Source organism: Chryseolinea sp. H1M3-3 (assembly GCF_029360725.1).
In the GTDB taxonomy this organism is placed as follows: domain Bacteria; phylum Bacteroidota; class Bacteroidia; order Cytophagales; family Cyclobacteriaceae; genus Chryseolinea.
Map to the genome: position 1 here is coordinate 460,186 of NZ_JARKMY010000018.1, position 17,987 is coordinate 478,172.

17 protein-coding genes are annotated in these 17,987 nt (G+C 43.1%); 9 read left to right on the forward strand and 8 right to left on the reverse strand.

Annotated features, from left to right (window positions below; genetic code table 11):
- Positions 1 to 18: 18 nt before the first annotated feature.
- Both P2W71_RS25925 and P2W71_RS25930 read right to left on the reverse strand, forming a co-directional pair.
- Positions 19 to 672, reverse strand: a complete 654-nt coding sequence (locus tag P2W71_RS25925; protein ID WP_276374335.1) for an RNA polymerase sigma-70 factor — start codon at positions 670 to 672, stop codon at positions 19 to 21.
- A gap of 182 nt (positions 673 to 854) precedes the next feature.
- A complete protein-coding gene (locus tag P2W71_RS25930) occupies positions 855 to 1,613 on the reverse strand; it encodes a CHASE2 domain-containing protein (protein WP_276374336.1) in 759 nt (252 codons plus the stop codon).
- Between the two features lie 228 nt (positions 1,614 to 1,841).
- Here P2W71_RS25930 and P2W71_RS25935 point away from each other — a divergent pair, with 228 nt between their 5' ends.
- Complete coding sequence (locus P2W71_RS25935) at positions 1,842 to 2,687, forward strand: SOS response-associated peptidase (RefSeq protein WP_276374337.1); 846 nt, start codon at positions 1,842 to 1,844, stop codon at positions 2,685 to 2,687.
- 10 nt (positions 2,688 to 2,697) lie between these two features.
- On the forward strand, positions 2,698 to 3,000 hold the full coding sequence (locus tag P2W71_RS25940; protein WP_276374338.1) for a hypothetical protein: 303 nt from the start codon (positions 2,698 to 2,700) through the stop codon (positions 2,998 to 3,000).
- An 85-nt stretch (positions 3,001 to 3,085) separates the two neighbouring features.
- Here P2W71_RS25940 and P2W71_RS25945 read toward each other — a convergent pair whose 3' ends face one another.
- On the reverse strand, positions 3,086 to 4,096 hold the full coding sequence (locus P2W71_RS25945) for a WYL domain-containing protein (RefSeq protein WP_276374339.1): 1,011 nt from the start codon (positions 4,094 to 4,096) through the stop codon (positions 3,086 to 3,088).
- Between the two features lie 267 nt (positions 4,097 to 4,363).
- Between P2W71_RS25945 and P2W71_RS25950 the strand changes: the two genes are divergently transcribed.
- From P2W71_RS25950 to P2W71_RS25960, 3 genes are all read left to right on the forward strand, one after another.
- Positions 4,364 to 4,933: a hypothetical protein gene (locus P2W71_RS25950; RefSeq protein ID WP_276374340.1), complete on the forward strand. Its 570-nt coding sequence runs from the start codon at positions 4,364 to 4,366 to the stop codon at positions 4,931 to 4,933.
- 392 nt (positions 4,934 to 5,325) lie between these two features.
- A complete protein-coding gene (locus P2W71_RS25955) occupies positions 5,326 to 6,396 on the forward strand; it encodes a lipid A deacylase LpxR family protein (RefSeq protein ID WP_276374341.1) in 1,071 nt (356 codons plus the stop codon).
- 29 nt (positions 6,397 to 6,425) lie between these two features.
- A complete protein-coding gene (locus P2W71_RS25960) occupies positions 6,426 to 7,859 on the forward strand; it encodes a membrane dipeptidase (RefSeq protein ID WP_276374342.1) in 1,434 nt (477 codons plus the stop codon).
- Between the two features lie 329 nt (positions 7,860 to 8,188).
- Here the strand turns inward: P2W71_RS25960 and metG are convergent, their stop codons facing one another.
- Positions 8,189 to 10,291 carry a methionine--tRNA ligase gene (metG, locus tag P2W71_RS25965; RefSeq protein WP_276374343.1) on the reverse strand — a complete coding sequence of 701 codons (2,103 nt, stop codon included), beginning with the start codon at positions 10,289 to 10,291 and terminating at the stop codon, positions 8,189 to 8,191.
- A 66-nt stretch (positions 10,292 to 10,357) separates the two neighbouring features.
- Complete coding sequence (locus tag P2W71_RS25970) at positions 10,358 to 12,385, reverse strand: tetratricopeptide repeat-containing sensor histidine kinase (RefSeq protein ID WP_276374344.1); 2,028 nt, start codon at positions 12,383 to 12,385, stop codon at positions 10,358 to 10,360.
- Positions 12,386 to 12,604: 219 nt separating this feature from the next.
- Here P2W71_RS25970 and P2W71_RS25975 point away from each other — a divergent pair, with 219 nt between their 5' ends.
- From P2W71_RS25975 to P2W71_RS25985, 3 genes are read left to right on the forward strand one after another with little or no spacing between them, the layout of a single operon-like run.
- Positions 12,605 to 12,736, forward strand: coding sequence for a hypothetical protein (locus P2W71_RS25975; RefSeq protein ID WP_276374346.1), 132 nt, complete (start codon positions 12,605 to 12,607; stop codon positions 12,734 to 12,736).
- Between the two features lie 54 nt (positions 12,737 to 12,790).
- The gene (locus P2W71_RS25980) at positions 12,791 to 12,925 is read left to right on the forward strand and encodes a hypothetical protein (RefSeq protein ID WP_276374347.1); all 135 of its coding nucleotides are present in this window, start codon (positions 12,791 to 12,793) and stop codon (positions 12,923 to 12,925) included.
- Between the two features lie 49 nt (positions 12,926 to 12,974).
- The gene (locus P2W71_RS25985; protein WP_276374348.1) at positions 12,975 to 13,148 is read left to right on the forward strand and encodes a hypothetical protein; all 174 of its coding nucleotides are present in this window, start codon (positions 12,975 to 12,977) and stop codon (positions 13,146 to 13,148) included.
- A 423-nt stretch (positions 13,149 to 13,571) separates the two neighbouring features.
- Here the strand turns inward: P2W71_RS25985 and bioB are convergent, their stop codons facing one another.
- On the reverse strand, positions 13,572 to 14,558 hold the full coding sequence (gene bioB, locus P2W71_RS25990) for a biotin synthase BioB (RefSeq protein ID WP_276374349.1): 987 nt from the start codon (positions 14,556 to 14,558) through the stop codon (positions 13,572 to 13,574).
- 24 nt (positions 14,559 to 14,582) lie between these two features.
- Positions 14,583 to 16,340, reverse strand: coding sequence for a signal peptide peptidase SppA (sppA, locus tag P2W71_RS25995; protein ID WP_276374350.1), 1,758 nt, complete (start codon positions 16,338 to 16,340; stop codon positions 14,583 to 14,585).
- Between the two features lie 75 nt (positions 16,341 to 16,415).
- Here sppA and folK point away from each other — a divergent pair, with 75 nt between their 5' ends.
- Entirely contained in the window at positions 16,416 to 16,904 is a 489-nt protein-coding gene (gene folK / locus P2W71_RS26000; protein WP_276374351.1) for a 2-amino-4-hydroxy-6-hydroxymethyldihydropteridine diphosphokinase, read from the forward strand.
- Between the two features lie 137 nt (positions 16,905 to 17,041).
- Here folK and fabD read toward each other — a convergent pair whose 3' ends face one another.
- Complete coding sequence (gene fabD / locus P2W71_RS26005) at positions 17,042 to 17,914, reverse strand: ACP S-malonyltransferase (RefSeq protein WP_276374353.1); 873 nt, start codon at positions 17,912 to 17,914, stop codon at positions 17,042 to 17,044.
- Positions 17,915 to 17,987: the final 73 nt, after the last annotated feature.

A 17,987-nucleotide genomic window follows, 5' to 3' on the forward strand; every position in this document is an offset into this window, starting at 1 on the left:
GGTAAAAAATTTTAGAAATTAATTTCCGGACAGGTAGGCGAGAAAAAAGAGGGTAAGCAGATCGCTGCTTTTGAGTTTTGTTCGAAGGGTGTCCAGTGCTTTACTAATATGCGCTTCGACAGCTTTTATGGAAATTCCAAGTTGAGCTGCGATCTCCGAATACTTCAGGTTTTCAAACCTGCTGAGCATAAAAACTTTTTTACATTGCGCAGGGAGGTTATCGATGGTCCTGTTGATTTCCTCGGACAGCTCATCAATTAACATCGTATCCTCTGGTCGAAGAGACTTAAACTGCTCTTCCAGATCGGCAAAGTCAACATCATTTTTACGTTTACTGAGCTCCCACCGAATGTAATTATAGGCGCTATACCTGACGGCCTTGAAAAGATAAGCACGGTAAGATAAGTTCACCTTTAAATAATGTTGTTCGCTCCAAAACTTGCAGAAGATTTCTGAAACAATGTCTTCCGCGATTTCTTTTGAGTAGACAAAACGAACGGCGTGACTACAAAGGATCTTATAATATTTTTGAAATAATACCTTGCAGCCCTGCTTCGGGTCAGATTCAAAAAACTTCCTGATAAGTGCCTCTTCGTCTATTACTTTGACAATATTCGACTGGTCGGAAAAACTATTTGTTTTGCTGGAACTTTGAAAATCTGAATGACTCATAAGTAATTCCGTTTGAACGCGTCAGAACCTTTTGCCAAACAAATATAAAATTGTTTTCCACAATGCTTTCGAAAACGACACCAGTTAAATTTTTGGCTCATACTCACCTTAGTAGAGAATTTCAATTGGAAGCCGAGCTCCTTTCGATATAATAATACGTTAGGTTTTTTTAAATTGAATTGTCATTGATCCAAATCTTTGAGAATATCAATTATAGCATTAGCAATCAATGTCGTCCCATAAATCTTAACGTCCTCTCCGAGGGAGTTCTTTACCGTGTATATATCTACGCTGTCAGGGCCAAGGTATCCGATTATTACTATCCTCCCATGAATCATTTCACAATTACTTATAAGTTCACTTGAATCGTGTTCAAGCATTTTAAAGCGCCGGGCTTCATGGAGAACCAAGGGATAGTCTTGTGGCCCTGTTTTTGCCGCCAGTTCCGAACCCCTATTTTTATCGTGAGTGAGTGCTAGTAAAAACGGAAAACTATATTCCCATTTTCCTCTAAAGTCTATTTGTCTATAATAGCTGTTAGTTAGCCCATCGTCACGCTGGCTAAGCCCCATAACACCAACCAAATATGCAGCGTCAGAAAACTTTTTGGCCGTTTCAACATGTTTCCCCTCCACAAAACCTTCAGAAAGAATTACATTATCGGCCTCAATCATGGACTGTGTTAAAATTGAGTCACACATAAAATTGTTTTCATTCCTAAGCATCAGATTAATTCCAATAACCTTTGGCTTACATCTCGATAATGTGGCGACAAGTTCTCCAATCCCACACCGGTCTAATTTTCCAACGTTTATAAGGGCAATTTCGTCGGCGTATACAATCGATGAACCGGGATTAATTTGACTTTTTTCACTTAGCCGTTGCGACTTCCCACATCCAGAGGCGATTACTACGCAAATAACACTTATGCTAAATTTCATTGTATGATTTTTAATATTCAGGTGGCCTCACATTCAGCCGATTTTTTTTTGCATAATTTGTGTACTTGCTTATAATTTTTATAAGAGTATCAAGCCTGAATTAACCGCTCTTTTTTTGAAAACTTTATAATTGTGAGGCGGTTATTTCAAAACAATCATTGTTAAATTTGACGATACGGATTCTCTATGTGTAACCACAAATCCCTAGTAGCTCAATACGATAACTTGATGGATCACTATTCCGCTGCATTTAATTCCATTAACGAAGAATTGAATTTAGTAAAAGAACGGTTTTCAATTCTAATGTCAAGGAATGAAAAAGAAGCACCGTATCAAAAGGAGGAAATCAAGGAATTAAAATGGCTTCAAAAAATAATTAACAGTTTTACGGATACGCACTATAAGCGATATCATGAAAATGCGTTCGACTATTTGCCATCTCCGATAATAACAGCTGGCGCGCCTGATGAGTTTAAATTTTTTAAGTGGGGGCTGGTTCCATTTTACTACAAAGACAAAGCTAAGGCAATGGACCTTAGACGTAGCACCGTTAATTGTAAGTCGGAAGAAATGTATAACGACGATAAACCTTCTTTTCGTGATGCTGCAAAAAATGGCCAACGATGTTTAATTCCGATAACAGGGTTTTATGAGTGGCGATGGTTGGACGAAAAAGGAAAAGTGAAAATTCCCTACTACGTTTCTTTTAAGCAAGGAACCATCATGTCTGCCGCCGGTCTGTATAGTCGATGGAAAGATCCAACCACTGGTGAATACTATTATAGCTACACCGTTATTACTACAGCTGCAAATTCTCTGATGGAATACGTTCACAACAACGGAAAACGAATGCCGGTGTTCATACCGAAGGAGTACGAAAAAGATTGGTTGAATAGAAGTCTTTCAAAAGATGATGTGCTAGCATTGTGTCAGCCATTCAAAGCTGACCTTATGAAAGCTAATACAATATCAAAGTTAATCACCACCAAAGAAGCTGAAACAAACGTCGAAGACGTTCTTAAGCTTCATGAATACGAAAAATTAAATACGGACGAAGTTTTGTCAGAGCTATAAAAGTAACTATATGGGTCGCAATCCAAGTGTTGAAAACGTGCTGCAAGAAAAAGATTTCGACAAAATATGGGATTATCTCGAAACCAAGTTTGGCTACTCTAAGGAATGGCGCATCGCTTGTTACCAATATATTTATGAGCGTTCGCGGCCTATCACTTCCAAACCAAAGCCGGTCACAGATTTTCTATCCTTCTGTACACGCGAAATCGATCCACTTTTAAACGCTGCACACTGTCGACATGAATATCATCCTACGTTCATACGAATGATGTATTTGATGTTCCAGGATAGGATAAAAAATGGAAAACAATAGACCTAACCCTAACCGGCCAATACTTTTCATTTCACATGGCACGTTGGAACCTATGCTAAGCTTAGCAGATTCTACTTGAAATGAATCAACTCTGTTCATACAACCTCAGGCTCTTAGCCAACATCTCTTTCAAATCATCTTTTAAGCTCAACGGCTCAAGTACTTTTACCTCCGGACCAAAAGCCAGTAATGTTTGTAATAACTCGTAGTTCGGGATCAATTGCAGCCTGACGGTCATGCCTTGCGGTGTGTCACTCACTATTTCTTGTGTGGCGTGTAGATGCTGTGTTTTAACGTAATTTCCCTGTGATGGCGAAAACCACAGCATTACTTCTTGCACTGGATTGTTGTTTATCGTTACGCCAATCGTATGATAAAAGTATCGTTCGATATCAGCCCCTTTATAGGGTTTGAACGATACCTTAGCGGAGGTAACATCTTCAACGCGATCCAGGGCAAGGATGAGTTTGCCCCTACGGTTTTCACTATAACCAAGAAGATACCAGCGGAATTTATATTCTTTCAATAAATACGGATGAAACGTATGCTCCTTCCCCGTCAAGTGCTCAAATTTTCTATAGCGTATTGTGACAGGTTTCTGGCGGAGAATCGCCTGGTACAGCTTATCGAAATGTTCTATGCCCTTGCAATATGGAATCCTCTCAAAGACAATTGGGGAATAAGGTAACTTGGTTTTTTTCTCCTTTAGTTGGCCCGCGACTTTTCCAAGTTTGTCAAACATACCCTCAAGTTGGTCGAGCACCTGTGCACCTCTAAACCGTTGGAACGATTCTACGATAAGCCCAAAGGTTTCAATGTCATTATCTGAAAGCGGTAATTTTTCAATGGAGTAATCTGGGTCTGAATAGTAGAATCCTTTGTTCCTTTTGCAATAAAGAATGGGCGCGTGGTAATTCAGCCGTTCGTCATAGCGCATTGCCGCAAAATCCATCTCAAAAGTCCGTTTCGATACGATAATATCACGCTTCTCGGCTTTTTCCATGATCTCCTCGATCGTCCAGTATCGCTTTCTTGGATTAGTAAGACATTCATTAATAAGAAGGTAACGGGTAAGGGCATTTTTTACTAGCGGCATATGGGTTGGTTTAAGGTTAGTGATCGTGAGTATACTGACAGCGGAGCTAAGGCGGAGTTAAGGCGGAGCTAGAGTCAGGTTTTTTATATGGTGCGGTCATAATGTCAGGTCTCAAAAAAAGTAAAAAAAATTTAAATAAAAAATCAGCCCGAAAATAGGCTTCGGGCTGCCCACCTACTTTTGAAATATCAATTCAACGATAACACCGCGGGTTGTCTGAGAGGCGATACTAAAATCTATGTTTAACTATTTAAAATTTAAAAATTTATGGCACTTATTAAAGAAAACGACTTAACCGAAGGCATGAGCGGTAAGTTTGGAAAAAAAATCGTGTTCCGTGTAGTCCAAGGCGTTACTGTGGCAACAAGAAGGTCAACAGCTGAAAGGGTTCAGACCGAAAAACAGCTAGCACAGCGCGAACGCTTTCAACGAGCTTCGCAGTATGCTAAAGCAAGGATGGCCGATCCGGTCGCAAAGGCTGAATACAAGCAACTGGCCGGCAAGGGTCCATTTGCCAATGCATTCGCTGCTGCGGTTAAGGATTACCTGGTACCTCCGAAGGTATTGGACGTCAAGGTAAGCGAATTTACCGGTGCGGCTGGAAGTACAATTCCAATTGCAGTCTCCGACAACTTCAAGACCATCAAAATTAAAGTCACCCTAATGGGCCCTGATGGAATTGTTGTGGAATCGGGTGAAGCTTCCTACAAACAAGGGGAGGTAGAATGGAAATACCTCACGGTACAGGCATTGCCCGTATTAGCTGGTTCGAAGATCGTTGTTACTGCGATCGATCGACCGGGTAATGAAACCACCTTCGAGAAACTATTAACGTAGTTTACTAAGGGGAAACTCTTCGGTAGGCACAGCCGCGGCCATTTGGAAGCTTTGCAAAATCTAATATAGAAGGCATTCTCAAATCGGACTGTTCGGCTGTCCCTCTAAGGGGTTTTAAAATGGGTCAATAGGACTTCGGCGTCAGGTAGAAGCTGTGCCTGGCGCTTTAGTACTATGTGATCATGTCAGAACGATTCTCGGTTACGAGGTATGCGGCTCTCGGTCCTTCGCTTAACTAATAAAAACATTCACGTTCTCTATAATCAAGTCCCCTGAAATGGGGATTGAATGGACGCGGTTTTTATTTGTATTTCGGATACCGATTCTAGCAATGGTGTTTTCTATCATCGATCAATACGGCACACGCCGTGGTCTTCAAATAAATATTATTTATGAAACTGATTTTAATCCTGTTACTTTTCTTTCTAACCCAAGTCGCCTATCCGCAGGGTCACTTTAGGCTATATGTTGAAAACGATGTCTTTGCCTGGAAAGAAAAAGGAGATCGCTACTATACTAACGGCATCAAACTCGAGTGGATTAACCCGAAGTATCATATACGATTTCTGGATAAGATATTTCCCGATGTTAAAGAACTTACCTCTGAAACGTATGGTTGGGCGCTCGGGCAAAACATTTACACGTCCAGTGACATTACGGTCTCCGATATCATTCCGGGCGACAGACCGTATGCAGGATGGCTATACATTAATCTAAAGAAATTTTCCAACAGCACCACTGCACGCAGACGCATCAGCTCAGACCTTAGTCTCGGCGTTATTGGCCCAGCCGCTTTGGCTTGCCCGGTTCAAAAGGGGTTCCATCAACTGATCAACTCCGATCGCCCCGAGGGATGGTCTCATCAAATCAAAAATAATCCCGGCATCAATTACAGCATCGAACTAGAACAGGAGTTGTACGACAGTGACAATAAACACATGGACATGATTTGGTTTACCAATGTCGAAGTAGGTACCGTCTTCGATAATTTCGGTATGGGTACCCTGGTGCGCCTTGCACCCTTCCGGGTATTGGATTCATATTTTGAAAGCACCTTCAGCAAGCATACTACCATTCGGAAAATGCGAGAAGGTGTCGAAGGCAAGCATCAAAAAGAAAATGACAGTATTGGCTATCTCATGTCAGAGCAGATTCCTATGAAGGAAAAGAAGAAAGCAGGCATCTATTTCTTTGTGAAGCCCTCTGTTCGATTTGTTGCCTACAACGCCTTACTACAGGGCGGTATCTTCAATGGATCTGGTAATGACTATACAATATCTCCCAACGAACTGGAGCGAATGTATCTAAACTTCGATATGGGGGTGGTCATACCGTTGGGTTACCGTTGGGATGTAGTCTATGGTCAAACGTTCCGTACTACCGAATTCCGGGGCGCTCCTGTGCATTACTGGGGTTTCATTAATATAATCTACAACTCAAAGACTTCAAGACAATCCCGTTAAATAATCCTTTTACTTAACCCACTACCGCTATGTCATACAGTTACATCGACCTCCATTGCCACCCAAGCCTGAAACCTTACGGTAAGAGTTTTAGCATTGAACCAGGTTTAAACAGTCATAACCGTCGCGATAAGCACAGCATCTGGTTTTACGATTCTCCGAACTTCTTTGAAAAAGTAATTCAGCTCTTATGCGGCGTATGCAAATTCACACAAGCTGATTGCACCACGCTCGCCCATGGCAATGTTCGTGTAGTTTGCGCTTCGTTATATCCTATCGAGCGCGGCTTCTTTCGCAACGACTTTGGTACAGGCCTGATTAGCGATCTCGCTGCTTCCTTTGCCACAAGCGTGGGCGATGCGCGCGTAGATTTTATTCAGAATATCAAAAATTACTTTGAAGACCTGGAACGAGAATACAATTATTATGTGCAAGGGGCGGGAAGGACGGCAACTACCGACAGCGGGAAATTTAAATATGTTCTTGCTAAGGATTTTAGTACCATCGAGCAACATCTTGAATCGGAAGAGAAAACTATAATCATTGTTTTCTCAATTGAAGGTCTTCATGTCTTACATAATGATTGGGACAATCCGGATGAGAACATCGCCTTGGCAAACGTAAGAAAAATCAAGGCGTGGGAGCACGCACCATTCTTCGTTACGTTCGCCCACCATTTCAACAATCACCTGTGTGGTCACGCAAAAAGTCTGTTTGACTTGGTAGGCAAAAAAACGGATCAGAGTCATAACATCAATACTTCCTTTTCTGAAATGGGTAAAAAGGTATTGCGTGAGTTGCTTAGTAAGCAGAATGGCCGCCGCATTTATATTGACATGAAACACATGAGTGCTCTCGCACGACGCGATTACATTCAATTGGTAACAACCGGCGAGTTCGCTGGTCAGGAAATTCCCATCATCATCAGTCACGGTGCATCAAATGGTATGCGGTCCATGGACGAAAAAGTGGTCGACATCATGGAAACAGGGAACACCTTCATGAAAGAAGACATCAACTTCTATGACGATGAGATCATCGCTGTAGCAAAATCAAAAGGAATAATAGGCTTGCAGTTGGATGAACGCCGCATTGCCGACAAAGAAACCATCAAGCGATTGAAAAATTCCGCCTGGATCGGCAAGCTTCGGCACTATCGTGCATCACTAGTCTGGAACCAGATCCAGCACATCGTCGAACTACTGGATAAAAACAATCTATTCGCATGGGACTGCATTGCAATAGGAAGTGATTACGATGGCATCATCGATCCTTTGAACGGTTACCTCACGCACGAGACCATCGTGCATTTGGAGGAATACATAGAACGTCATGCCTACAATTACATGCAGGGACGCGCACCAAGCACCATAAAACCCTTCAATCGCATTGAGTCCGATGAAATTGTACAGCGGATTTTTCATTCCAATGCGATGGGATTTATGCGGAGATATTTTAAATGACACAATCATTACACAGATCTATTTAAGCAGTTCGACGTGCAAAAAATGGGTACGCAGCCAATCAGGAAAAAAGATCCATTTTACCACCTTCAAAATTCTCCGAGTCATTATCTTTGAGAATGCATCCGAAGGATAAGGTGATATTGGAACTTCGAAAAATCTATCAAAAGTTAGATCGTCAGACCACAATTCTGAAAATAGTGATCGGTGTATTAGTTCTTATATTGGTATTTTTGATTTTCGTTTCAGTGACAGGTTTGTTAATTACCTAGTAGACAAGTATGCATCGACAGCATCGGCCGTCGATCATTATTAAGCTTGTAAAGCGCTCAACTCACCACCGAGCCCGGAAAAACAGCTTCCGAGGGCTGCAACAATTTCAATTTTCCATCGGCATCCTCCGCCATCAGCACCATGCCTTGCGATTCAATACCCATCATCTTTCTAGGAGCCAGGTTGGCAATCAGCGTTACTTGCTTTCCAATCATTTCCTCCGGAGAGAAATGCTGCGCAATGCCGCTTAACACGGTGCGCTTATCCACCCCGGTATCAATGGTAAGTTTCAACAGCTTGTTTGACTTCTCCATCTTTTCCGCTGCCAAAACTTTCCCGACACGGATGTCGAGTTTTGAGAAATCATCAAAGGTAACCTCTGGTTTTAAAGGTGCTACGTCGACTGTAACAGGTTCCATACTTTTTTTCTTATCGTGAAGCTTTTGCAATTGTTTCGCAATGACGTCGTCTTCAATTTTTTCGAAGAGCAGTGCCGCGGCACCCAGGGGATGCGTGGGATTCAACAAGGCATCCGACCCAGCATCACTCCAGCCTTTAGTCTCCAGGTTCAACATTGCATTGATTTTCTTCGCGCTGAAGGGAAGAAAGACTTCGCCGACAATCGCCAGGTTTGCGGCAATCTGCAAGGCAATGTTTAGAATGGTACCTACCCGTGCCGGGTCTGTTTTATAAACTTTCCAGGGCTCTGTTTCCGCCAGGTATTTATTTCCCAACCGCGCTAGGTCCATCAGCCCTGCCGTTGCTTCACGGAATCTGTATTGTTCTATCGACGCAGCAATAGTTCTTGGATGTTCTTTCAATGCTCTGATAACCTCTTCATCTACAGGCTGCAATGTTCCGCGTGCAGGCACTTTGTTGTCAAAATACTTTTGCGTAAGCACCAACGCCCGGTTAATGAAGTTACCGAGGATAGCAACGAGCTCGTTATTATTTCGCGACTGGAAATCTTTCCAGGTAAATTCGCTGTCTTTGGATTCCGGTAAGTTGGCGAGCAGGCAATAGCGAAGCACATCTGGCTTGTCTGGAAAATCTTCAATGTATTCGTGCATTTCAATCGACCATCCCCTGCTGGTTGACATCTTATCGCCCTCCAGGTTCATAAACTCATTGGCCGGTACATTGTCGGGAAGAATAAATTCACCATGCGCTTTCAGGATGATGGGAAAGATGATACAATGGAAAACGATATTATCCTTGCCAATGAAATGCACCAGTTTTGTTTCGGGATCTTGCCAGTAGGTTTTCCAGTCGTCCGCTTTCGCATTTTTAAACTCGCGCTGGGGCTGTGCGTATTTTATTTTGCCAGACGTGATCTCCTGGAAGAAAGCGCGTGTAGCCGAAACGTAACCAATGGGCGCATCAAACCAGACGTACAATACTTTTCCCTCTGCATCGGGAAGCGGTACTTTTATACCCCAGTCGAGGTCGCGTGTCATGGCGCGGGCTTGAAGGCCTGCATCGATCCATGACTTGCATTGACCATAAACGTTGGCTTTCCAGTCGTCGGCATGCTCTTTCAATATCCACTCCTGCAACCAGCCCTCATAATTTTGCAATGGCAGATACCAGTGCTTCGTTTCGCGCAGCACGGGTGCTTTTCCTGTTAGGGTAGATTTGGGGTTGATCAATTCACGCGGACTTAACGTCGACCCGCACTTTTCACATTGGTCGCCATAGGCGTTGGGGTTGCCACACTTCGGACACGTTCCCACAATATAGCGGTCAGCCAAAAACACATTGGCTTCATCGTCATAGTATTGTTCGGACACTTCTTCCGTTAACAATCCTTTATTATACAGGGTGAGGAAAATTTCCTGGGACGTTTCATGATGAATTTGCTCGCTGGTACGGTGATAAATGTCAAAGGCGATCCCCAGTTTTTTGAAGCAATCGTAAATCAGCTTGTGATATTTATCGATGATGGCCTGAGACGTTGTATTTTCCTTTAAGGCTTGGTTGGGAATGGCCGTGCCATGTTCATCGCTTCCGCAGACGAACAAAACATCTTTGCCCGCGGAACGGAGGTAGCGAACATAAACATCGGAAGGAATGTAGGCCCCGGCCAGGTGACCAATGTGTTTGGGACCATTGGCGTACGGCAGCGCTGCCGTAACGGTATATCGTTTGAAATTCTTCATAAATAAAAACAGACGCTTAATCAGCGCCCAAATATGATAAGAGAAACGGAGGTAAAAAAATTCCGGTTAGAAGGAAGAAGCTCTCAACAGCCTTTCCGATTCATTGTAAGGCGAAGGGGGAAAAATAACATAGAATTCGGTATAGCCTTCGGGGGTGGTCAGCAAGCCTACTTTACCCCCAATTTTTTCAGTAGCAGTTTTCGTGATGTATAAGCCAATGCCGCCAGTCTCCGAACGTTCGGACAACCGGGAAAACATCTGGAACAATTTACCAGGACTGGATTCACTGATACCAATGCCATTGTCGATCACGCGGACTTTGGCGCCAGCGTTTGGCGTGGTTGTGATATGAATCTTAACAAATGATTTTACACGATCCGAGTCGTTATAGAATTTAATGGCATTATCGATCAGGTTTTCTAATACGATACGCACGAGCTCCTTATCTGATTCAACGCTCACGTCCTCGTCAATTTGAGGAATGATAAGCAACTCCTGGGGTACACCTTTTTTTCGTTCCAGTAACAACACATCGCTAACGATACTTTTAAAATCGATGCGTTCAATAGAAAGTTTTGAGTTGTTGATTTGATTGATGATCACCAGTCGTGTAAGGATCGTGTTCAGGCGTTCCGCAGTCGCATCGAGTTTTTTTAAGTAGTCTAATGCAACTTCATCTTTCACATCCATCAGGGCCACGTTGCACATGCCTTTTAAACTCGCCAACGGTCCGCGGATATCGTGAGAGGTTTTGTAAATAAAATTGTCCAGCTCGTCATTAACTTGTTTCAACGATGTATTTGCGCGGGCAAGGTCCGCCGTTTTCTTTTCGACCTGGTAGTCAAGTTCTTTATTCTTGTTTGCAAGCTCCAAGTTCTTTTCCTGGATCACTTCTTTGGCTTCTGAAAGTTTTGCATTAACTCTTTTGATGTTTCGATTACCGAACTGCAACACCAAAACAAGAAGACCTGCAAGAAGCGCGATAACAGCTACCGCAATGTTCAGATTGTGCTGTTGTTTGATTAGAACTTCGTTGGAAGCAATTGTCGCTATGTTTTTTCTCTCTTCATATTGAGTTTGGACCTTTGCAATATTTTTAACAAGGTCTTCTCTGAATAAACTGTCTGTTAACCTAATATATTTGTCCTGGTAAATTGTAGCATTTCTGAAATCATTCGTCTGGCTATACACGAAGGAAAATTGTTTGTATACATCTACTAATAGCTGATTATAACCCGAACGTGAAGCAATGGAGTCAGCTTTGTTTAAATGATTAATTGCCTCATCATATTTCTTTTTTTGAATATCAATCAGTCCAAGGTAAATCAAGTTTTCAGCCTGGAATCTTTTATCGTTAGTCCGTAGTGCTAGATTTAGTGATTCTTTAAACTGATTCTCAGCACGGTCGATTTCTCCCAACCAAAACGAAGATTCTCCTAGACCGAATTTTCCCTGTATTTTGATTTGATCATCACACCTGTCACCGCACAATGACAATCCTTTATTAATATCCTGAATCGCTTCTTCAAACTTTTTTAGATGAACAAAGCATAGGGCTCTGTTTATATAAATCTTTTCTAGTTCGAGCTCGTCACCAACCTGCGCCTTCAAATCCAAGGTTTGGTTATAGTATTTTAACGCTGATTCATAATTTTTTAGTTTGTAATAGATCAAACCAATATTATTCATTGCAATACTCATCTCCGCTTTATCTCCCTCGTTCTCTCTGACGACCAAAGATTGAAAATTATACTCCAATGCTTTGTCATAATTAGCCTGGAACGTGTAAGCCAAAGCAAGTGCATTTAGAATTTTCTTATAGTGTTCGTCATATTTATTTCGCTTAGCAATCGGAAGAATATCAGTGAGAATATCTATTGATTCTTGAAGTCTATCAAATCTTCTTAGCATTTGACCCTTGATCCTTCCTGCCATTACGATTTGTGCCGAATCACCTAACTGTTTCGCAAGAACATATGCCTCGCTAGAATATTCAAGCGATCGAACTTTATCTGTGTCAAAAAACTCATATGCTAATGACACTTTAGCATCTAACTCTTCCTTGTCACTACCTGCATTGTCAAGTGCCTGCATTAAGGAATCTATTCTTCTTTTATCTTGAGATTTCGCATCAAAAAAAATTGATGCGCAAAAGACAAAAGTGACTATAAGTTTCGCGGCATTAAAAAATTTATAATACACGAGTGATTAAGAAAATTTTATTTCTACAAAAAGCTTGATGCAATGCTCCAACTTTGACATATCAATTTAGTTCGAAAAAAAACGAATTCAAAAAACCTAAATATACGAGCCATGAAAAAAACTATCTACTGTCTACTATTCGCTATCGCCGCCTCTCTAACTTTTTCAGCTTGCACTGAAGAAGAAGTATCTCCATCTCCAATTGAAATGAATGGCGGTGGTGGTGGAATCGATCCCAAATAATCAAGCAGACACTTAACTAGCATCTTCAATAAGCCACATCAAAAAACTAAACCTATGAAAAAAATTATTTACCTATTACTGTTCGCAATCGCTGGATCATTGACAATCACTTCATGCACCGAAGAAGAAGTTACTCCAACAACAGAACTTAGTCGAAACGGTGGTGGTGGTGGAATCGATCCTAAATAATTGATCTCAAATAGTTTAAACAAGTTTAAAAATTCTTAAAAACGATAATATGAAAACTAAATCATTAATCCTTATAGCATTCGCGGCCATCATCACTTTATCATTTTCTTTTGCTGCCACAACTCGTTCTGAAAAACTTAGCTCAAAATCAACAACAACTTCTACTGTCAATCAACATGCTGATGCGCCAGCTGGTGGCTTCATCGCTGAAGATAAATTCTGATTCGAAGGTAGGAGCTAATCCATTGACAATCTACTCGTAGCCAAAAGTTTTGGTACTTGAACAAAAGCGTTTTGCAATTGCCTCGAATAGGTTGGAGTTCAAAAAAATACTGCTGTAAAGCGATCGTTTGTGCTACACTAACGACTGATAGTTAAAGTTATCCGAAAGGACCTAAAGTAACACTTTAACTTTTTACAGAATGGATGGAAATCTGATCCTTGCGTTAAAAACGGGGTTACCTGCCCACATTTCAGGGTTACCCCCTAAATTCAGCCTATGAATCGACATAGGCTACCGTTAGCCGGAAAGTTCAAGCGATAAATGAACGTTACCCCCCAAAAAATCCCAATTCGAAAATGTAATAGGGTATGACTTTTGTCAGGTTTGGGGGTAAAAAGTACACATTTTGAGGAAAACCTTACATCAAAAAATCGCTGTTTTCGGGGATTTTTCTTTATAAGCAGCGCGGGGTTTTAGCTCCAATTTTTGGAACATTTCGCGGTCCTGGAGGGTTCCAGGATTGGGTGTAGTAAGCAGTTTATCGCCTGCAAAAATGCTGTTGGCGCCTGCCAAAAAACAGAGGGCCTGCTCTTCTAAATTCATTCGAACACGGCCTGCAGATAACCGTATCATCGTCTTCGGCATAATGATTCTCGCCGTTGCAATCATTCGCACCATCTCCCATACAGAAACCTTTGGCTGATCTTCCAGCGGCGTTCCTTCAACAGGAACCAACGCATTTACCGGCACGGATTCAGGATGCTCTTTCAACGTAGCCAATACCTGCAGCATGCCAATACGATCTTCTTCCTGCTCTCCCATTCCGATAATTCCTCCGGAGCACACGGAGATCTTGGCTTCACGCACGTTCTCCAGCGTCTCCAGGCGATCATCGTAAGTTCGTGTGGAAATGATATCGTTATAAAATTCTTTGCTTGTATCGAGGTTATGATTGTATGCGTATAGCCCGGCGTCTTTTAGCTTCTGTGCCTGCTCCGGTGTAAGCATGCCCAGCGTGCAGCATACTTCCATGCCCATGGTGCTCACACCTTTTACCATCTCAATCACTTTATCGAAGTCACGGTTGTCGCGCACTTCGCGCCATGCTGCACCCATGCAGAAACGTGTGCTGCCACTTTCTTTTGCCTCCATCGCTTTGCTCAGCACTTCTTTTACTTCCATCAGCTTCTCCACCTTTACGTCGGTGTGATAACGGGCGGCCTGTGGGCAGTACGAACAATCTTCCGGACATCCTCCTGTCTTTACCGAAAGCAAGGTGCATACCTGCACTTCCTGCGGGTCATGGAACTCACGGTGCACGGTGGCACCCTGGTAAATTAAATTCAGGATGGGTTGATTGTATATTTCGCTGATCTCTTCACGGGTCCAGTTATTCCGAATGGTGGTCATGTCTAGTGCTCTTGCTGTTAATGATTAATGAATGGTTAATTCGTATGGCATGCGCGCCTGTGTTCCCTGGTAAGTTTTCACCTGGTTCCAGTACTCATACAAATGATAGTGCTCGCCAAGCGTTTCTTTTAAGGTGCTCCCTTTTTCTTCTTCTACTTGGGTGATGATTTGCTCTACCAGGGAAGGGGTGTACTGCGGGTAGTAACGCACTTTATAGTCGTCGGTGAGGCCCGCGCTTTTGGCAGCGATGTTCAAGGCATCATCAAAGTTACCCACTACATCCACGAGCTTTCGCTGCATCGCTTGCGAGCCGGTCCACACTCTTCCTGATGCAACTTTCTTGATGCTGTCGATGGGAATGTCGCGGCCCTCTGCTGCTTTGCCTGTAAAGGTTTCGTATACTTCATTGGTGCGTATCTGCCAGATTTCTTTTTCGAGCGGTGTCAGTGGTCTGGTCACAGTGATGAGTTCGCCGACGTCTCCTGTTTTAATTTCTTCGGTGGTGATGCCGATCTTATTGTTCAAAAATCCGCTGGCATCGAACAGCACACTGAAGACGCCGATCGAGCCGGTGATGGTATGCGGCTGCGCTACGATGGTATCGCATGCCATGGCTAGAAAATATCCGCCGGAGGCTGCGTAGTCGGACATCGAAGCAATCACCGGTTTCTTCTGCGCGGTGAGTTTTATCTCGCGCCACATCGCATCGGAAGCCTGGAAACTGCCGCCAGGAGAATTGATGCGTACAACTACGGCTTTTACTTCGTCATCATCACGCACGCGTTTCATTTCTTTAGTGAAAGATTCTGCGCCTATGATGTTATCTCCTTTCTCTGATTTACCGGGGATAATGGTTCCTTCTGCAACAACAACGGCTACTTCATTCTTCGAAGATTTGTAGGCCGAGAAGCTGCGTTTGTATTTCGAATATTTGATAAACTCAAGCTTCTTATCAGAGTCAATACCCACGCGTTTTTTCAATTCCTGTTCCACCTGGTCTACATACAACAGCGAATCCACCAGGCCATGTTCCATTGCCTGCCTGGCATTTCGCACCAGCATCTTATCGGCAATCTCTTTCAGTTTGTCTCTCGGAATTTTTCTCGCCTCCGATACGCGATCCAAAATATGATTGTAGATAGAATTGATCATTTCATTCAACTGCAACCGGTTCTCGGCGCTCATCTTCTCTAAGAGGAACGGTTCTACTGCACTCTTAAACTCTCCCACGCGAAATACTTCGGGCTTGACTTCAAGCTTGTCAAACAATCGTTTAAAAAAAGCTACCTCTGCTGACAGTCCGTTGAATTCCAGTTCACCTTCGGGATTTAAATAAATTTTGTCTGCAGCCGAAGCGAGATAATAAGCCGACTCTGAAAACATTTCGCTGTATACCACTACCCATTTGCCACTCGTTCTGAAATCGATTAATGCCTGGCGGATTTCCTCCAGCACGGTGTAGCCCGTTTGGGGAAGTGTAACAGTCAGGTAAATGCCTTTGATATTGTCATCATCTTTTGCATGCGCGATAGTTTGCCGGAGTTGTGCCAGGCCGATAGGATGCGGCGCTGATGTGCCGCCCATCAATGACACCATCAGGGGTAATTCCTTCTCAATTTCATTTACCGGTGCATCCAGATCAAGTTGAAGGATACTGCTTTCCTGAACCTTTACTTCGTCGCCGCCTGAGGCCGAAATGATAACGACAATAATGACGCACAATAAAATCATAGCTACCAGTGCACCCAGGCAAGAAGCGAAAAATGCTTTCCAGAAATTCATGTTGCAATTATTTAAGTTTCAAAAGTAAGCAATACTGATTCGAATAAAAAAGTATGTTTGCCGTCAAGTACAAGAATGAAGAACATAAGTTTTCTATTGTTGGGAACTAATCTCGGAGATCGAAAAAAAAATCTCGCGTTAGCACGAACAGCCATCGAAGTTTCCATCGGCCGGGTTGTAAAAGCTTCATCCATTTATCAAACAGCAGCGTGGGGAAAAAAAGATCAACCGGATTTTTTCAACCAGGCATTGGAGGTTGAAACGGAAATGTCTCCTGAAAAGATGCTTGGCGAAATTCTTGACATCGAACATCAACTGGGTCGGAAACGCGAAGAACGATGGGGTGAGCGAACGATGGACATTGATATTTTGCTGTTTGGTGATCTCATATTGAATTCGGCTGATCTTACCATTCCGCATCCGCGGCTCGCGCTGCGGAGATTTGTATTAGCGCCTTTGGCGGAAATCGCCGGGGGTGTTCACCATCCTGTTCTTAATGCCACCATTCGCCAAATACTGGAAGCATGTGACGATGAATTGGCAGTCCATAAAATTGCTGACTAGTGCAGCGAACCATCTTTTAGTTCGTCCGTAATGATGGACACGCACCTGAAGCGTCTATTGCCCTCTAAACAGGAGTTATTCCATGGCTGTCATGGCAGTCTTCAAAATCTCTTTGACAACAGTAAAATACAGGATACCTAAAGGCTCGACACTTCCGCTGCCGGCACGATTTTCTTTACGAGACCTTGCAATACTTTTCCTGGGCCGCACTCAATGAAGATGGTGGCACCATCTTTTGCCATGTTTTGAACCGATTGCGTCCAGCGTACAGGCGCAGTAAGCTGGGCGATCAGGTTCTTTTTTATTTCTTCTACGTCGACCGAAGGCAAAGCATTTACATTTTGATACACCGGACAAATGGGTTTGCTGAACGTGGTTTGTTTAATGGCAGCAGCCAGCTCCTCGCGCGCTGGTTCCATTAAAGGAGAGTGGAAGGCACCGCCTACCTGCAAAGGTAGTGCACGTTTAGCGCCGGCAGCTTTTAGTTTTTCACAGGCCACTTCAATGCCTTTCATCGATCCTGAAATGACGAGTTGGCCGGGGCAGTTATAGTTTGCCGCTACAACAACGTCATCAATAGACGCACAGACCTCCTCGACAGCTTTATCTTCAAGTCCGATGATAGCCGCCATGGTAGACGGGTTGATTTCACACGCATGCTGCATAGCAAGGGCTCGCTTGGAAACCAATTTCAATCCATCTTCAAAGGAAAGTGTTTTATTAGCCACGAGGGCAGAAAATTCTCCCAGCGAATGTCCTGCTACCATGTCTGGTTTGAACGAATCGGAAGTGAGCGCAATGGCCACAGAGTGTAGAAAGATGGCTGGCTGTGTTACGCTCGTTTGCTTTTGTTCATCAGCCGTTCCGTTGAACATCACATCGGTTAATTTAAAACCGAGGATGTCGTCTGCTTGCCTGAACAAGGATGCAGCTTTTGTATTGGCATCAAAAATATCTTTACCCATTCCGGTAAACTGAGCACCTTGCCCGGGAAACACATATGCTTTCATTGGAGCAGCGTTTAAAATGATGCTGCAAAATTAAAGGAAAAGTTGAGATTGTATAGTGAATTGCCCTGCGCTC

What these genes read in the sequence shown, in the direction of transcription:
- P2W71_RS25970 (WP_276374344.1), bottom strand. Translation starts at nt 12,385, where the DNA reads ATGCAGGCACTTGACAATGCAGGTAGTGACAAGGAAGAGTTAGATGCT.
- sppA (WP_276374350.1), bottom strand. Translation starts at nt 16,340, where the DNA reads ATGAATTTCTGGAAAGCATTTTTCGCTTCTTGCCTGGGTGCACTGGTA.
- P2W71_RS25980 (WP_276374347.1), top strand. Translation starts at nt 12,791, where the DNA reads ATGAAAAAAATTATTTACCTATTACTGTTCGCAATCGCTGGATCATTG.
- P2W71_RS25960 (WP_276374342.1), top strand. Translation starts at nt 6,426, where the DNA reads ATGTCATACAGTTACATCGACCTCCATTGCCACCCAAGCCTGAAACCT.
- P2W71_RS25975 (WP_276374346.1), top strand. Translation starts at nt 12,605, where the DNA reads ATGAAAAAAACTATCTACTGTCTACTATTCGCTATCGCCGCCTCTCTA.
- folK (WP_276374351.1), top strand. Translation starts at nt 16,416, where the DNA reads ATGAAGAACATAAGTTTTCTATTGTTGGGAACTAATCTCGGAGATCGA.
- P2W71_RS25955 (WP_276374341.1), top strand. Translation starts at nt 5,326, where the DNA reads ATGAAACTGATTTTAATCCTGTTACTTTTCTTTCTAACCCAAGTCGCC.
- P2W71_RS25985 (WP_276374348.1), top strand. Translation starts at nt 12,975, where the DNA reads ATGAAAACTAAATCATTAATCCTTATAGCATTCGCGGCCATCATCACT.
- metG (WP_276374343.1), bottom strand. Translation starts at nt 10,291, where the DNA reads ATGAAGAATTTCAAACGATATACCGTTACGGCAGCGCTGCCGTACGCC.
- P2W71_RS25925 (WP_276374335.1), bottom strand. Translation starts at nt 672, where the DNA reads ATGAGTCATTCAGATTTTCAAAGTTCCAGCAAAACAAATAGTTTTTCC.
- P2W71_RS25950 (WP_276374340.1), top strand. Translation starts at nt 4,364, where the DNA reads ATGGCACTTATTAAAGAAAACGACTTAACCGAAGGCATGAGCGGTAAG.
- P2W71_RS25945 (WP_276374339.1), bottom strand. Translation starts at nt 4,096, where the DNA reads ATGCCGCTAGTAAAAAATGCCCTTACCCGTTACCTTCTTATTAATGAA.
- bioB (WP_276374349.1), bottom strand. Translation starts at nt 14,558, where the DNA reads ATGACCACCATTCGGAATAACTGGACCCGTGAAGAGATCAGCGAAATA.
- P2W71_RS25930 (WP_276374336.1), bottom strand. Translation starts at nt 1,613, where the DNA reads ATGAAATTTAGCATAAGTGTTATTTGCGTAGTAATCGCCTCTGGATGT.
- fabD (WP_276374353.1), bottom strand. Translation starts at nt 17,914, where the DNA reads ATGAAAGCATATGTGTTTCCCGGGCAAGGTGCTCAGTTTACCGGAATG.
- P2W71_RS25935 (WP_276374337.1), top strand. Translation starts at nt 1,842, where the DNA reads ATGGATCACTATTCCGCTGCATTTAATTCCATTAACGAAGAATTGAAT.
- P2W71_RS25940 (WP_276374338.1), top strand. Translation starts at nt 2,698, where the DNA reads ATGGGTCGCAATCCAAGTGTTGAAAACGTGCTGCAAGAAAAAGATTTC.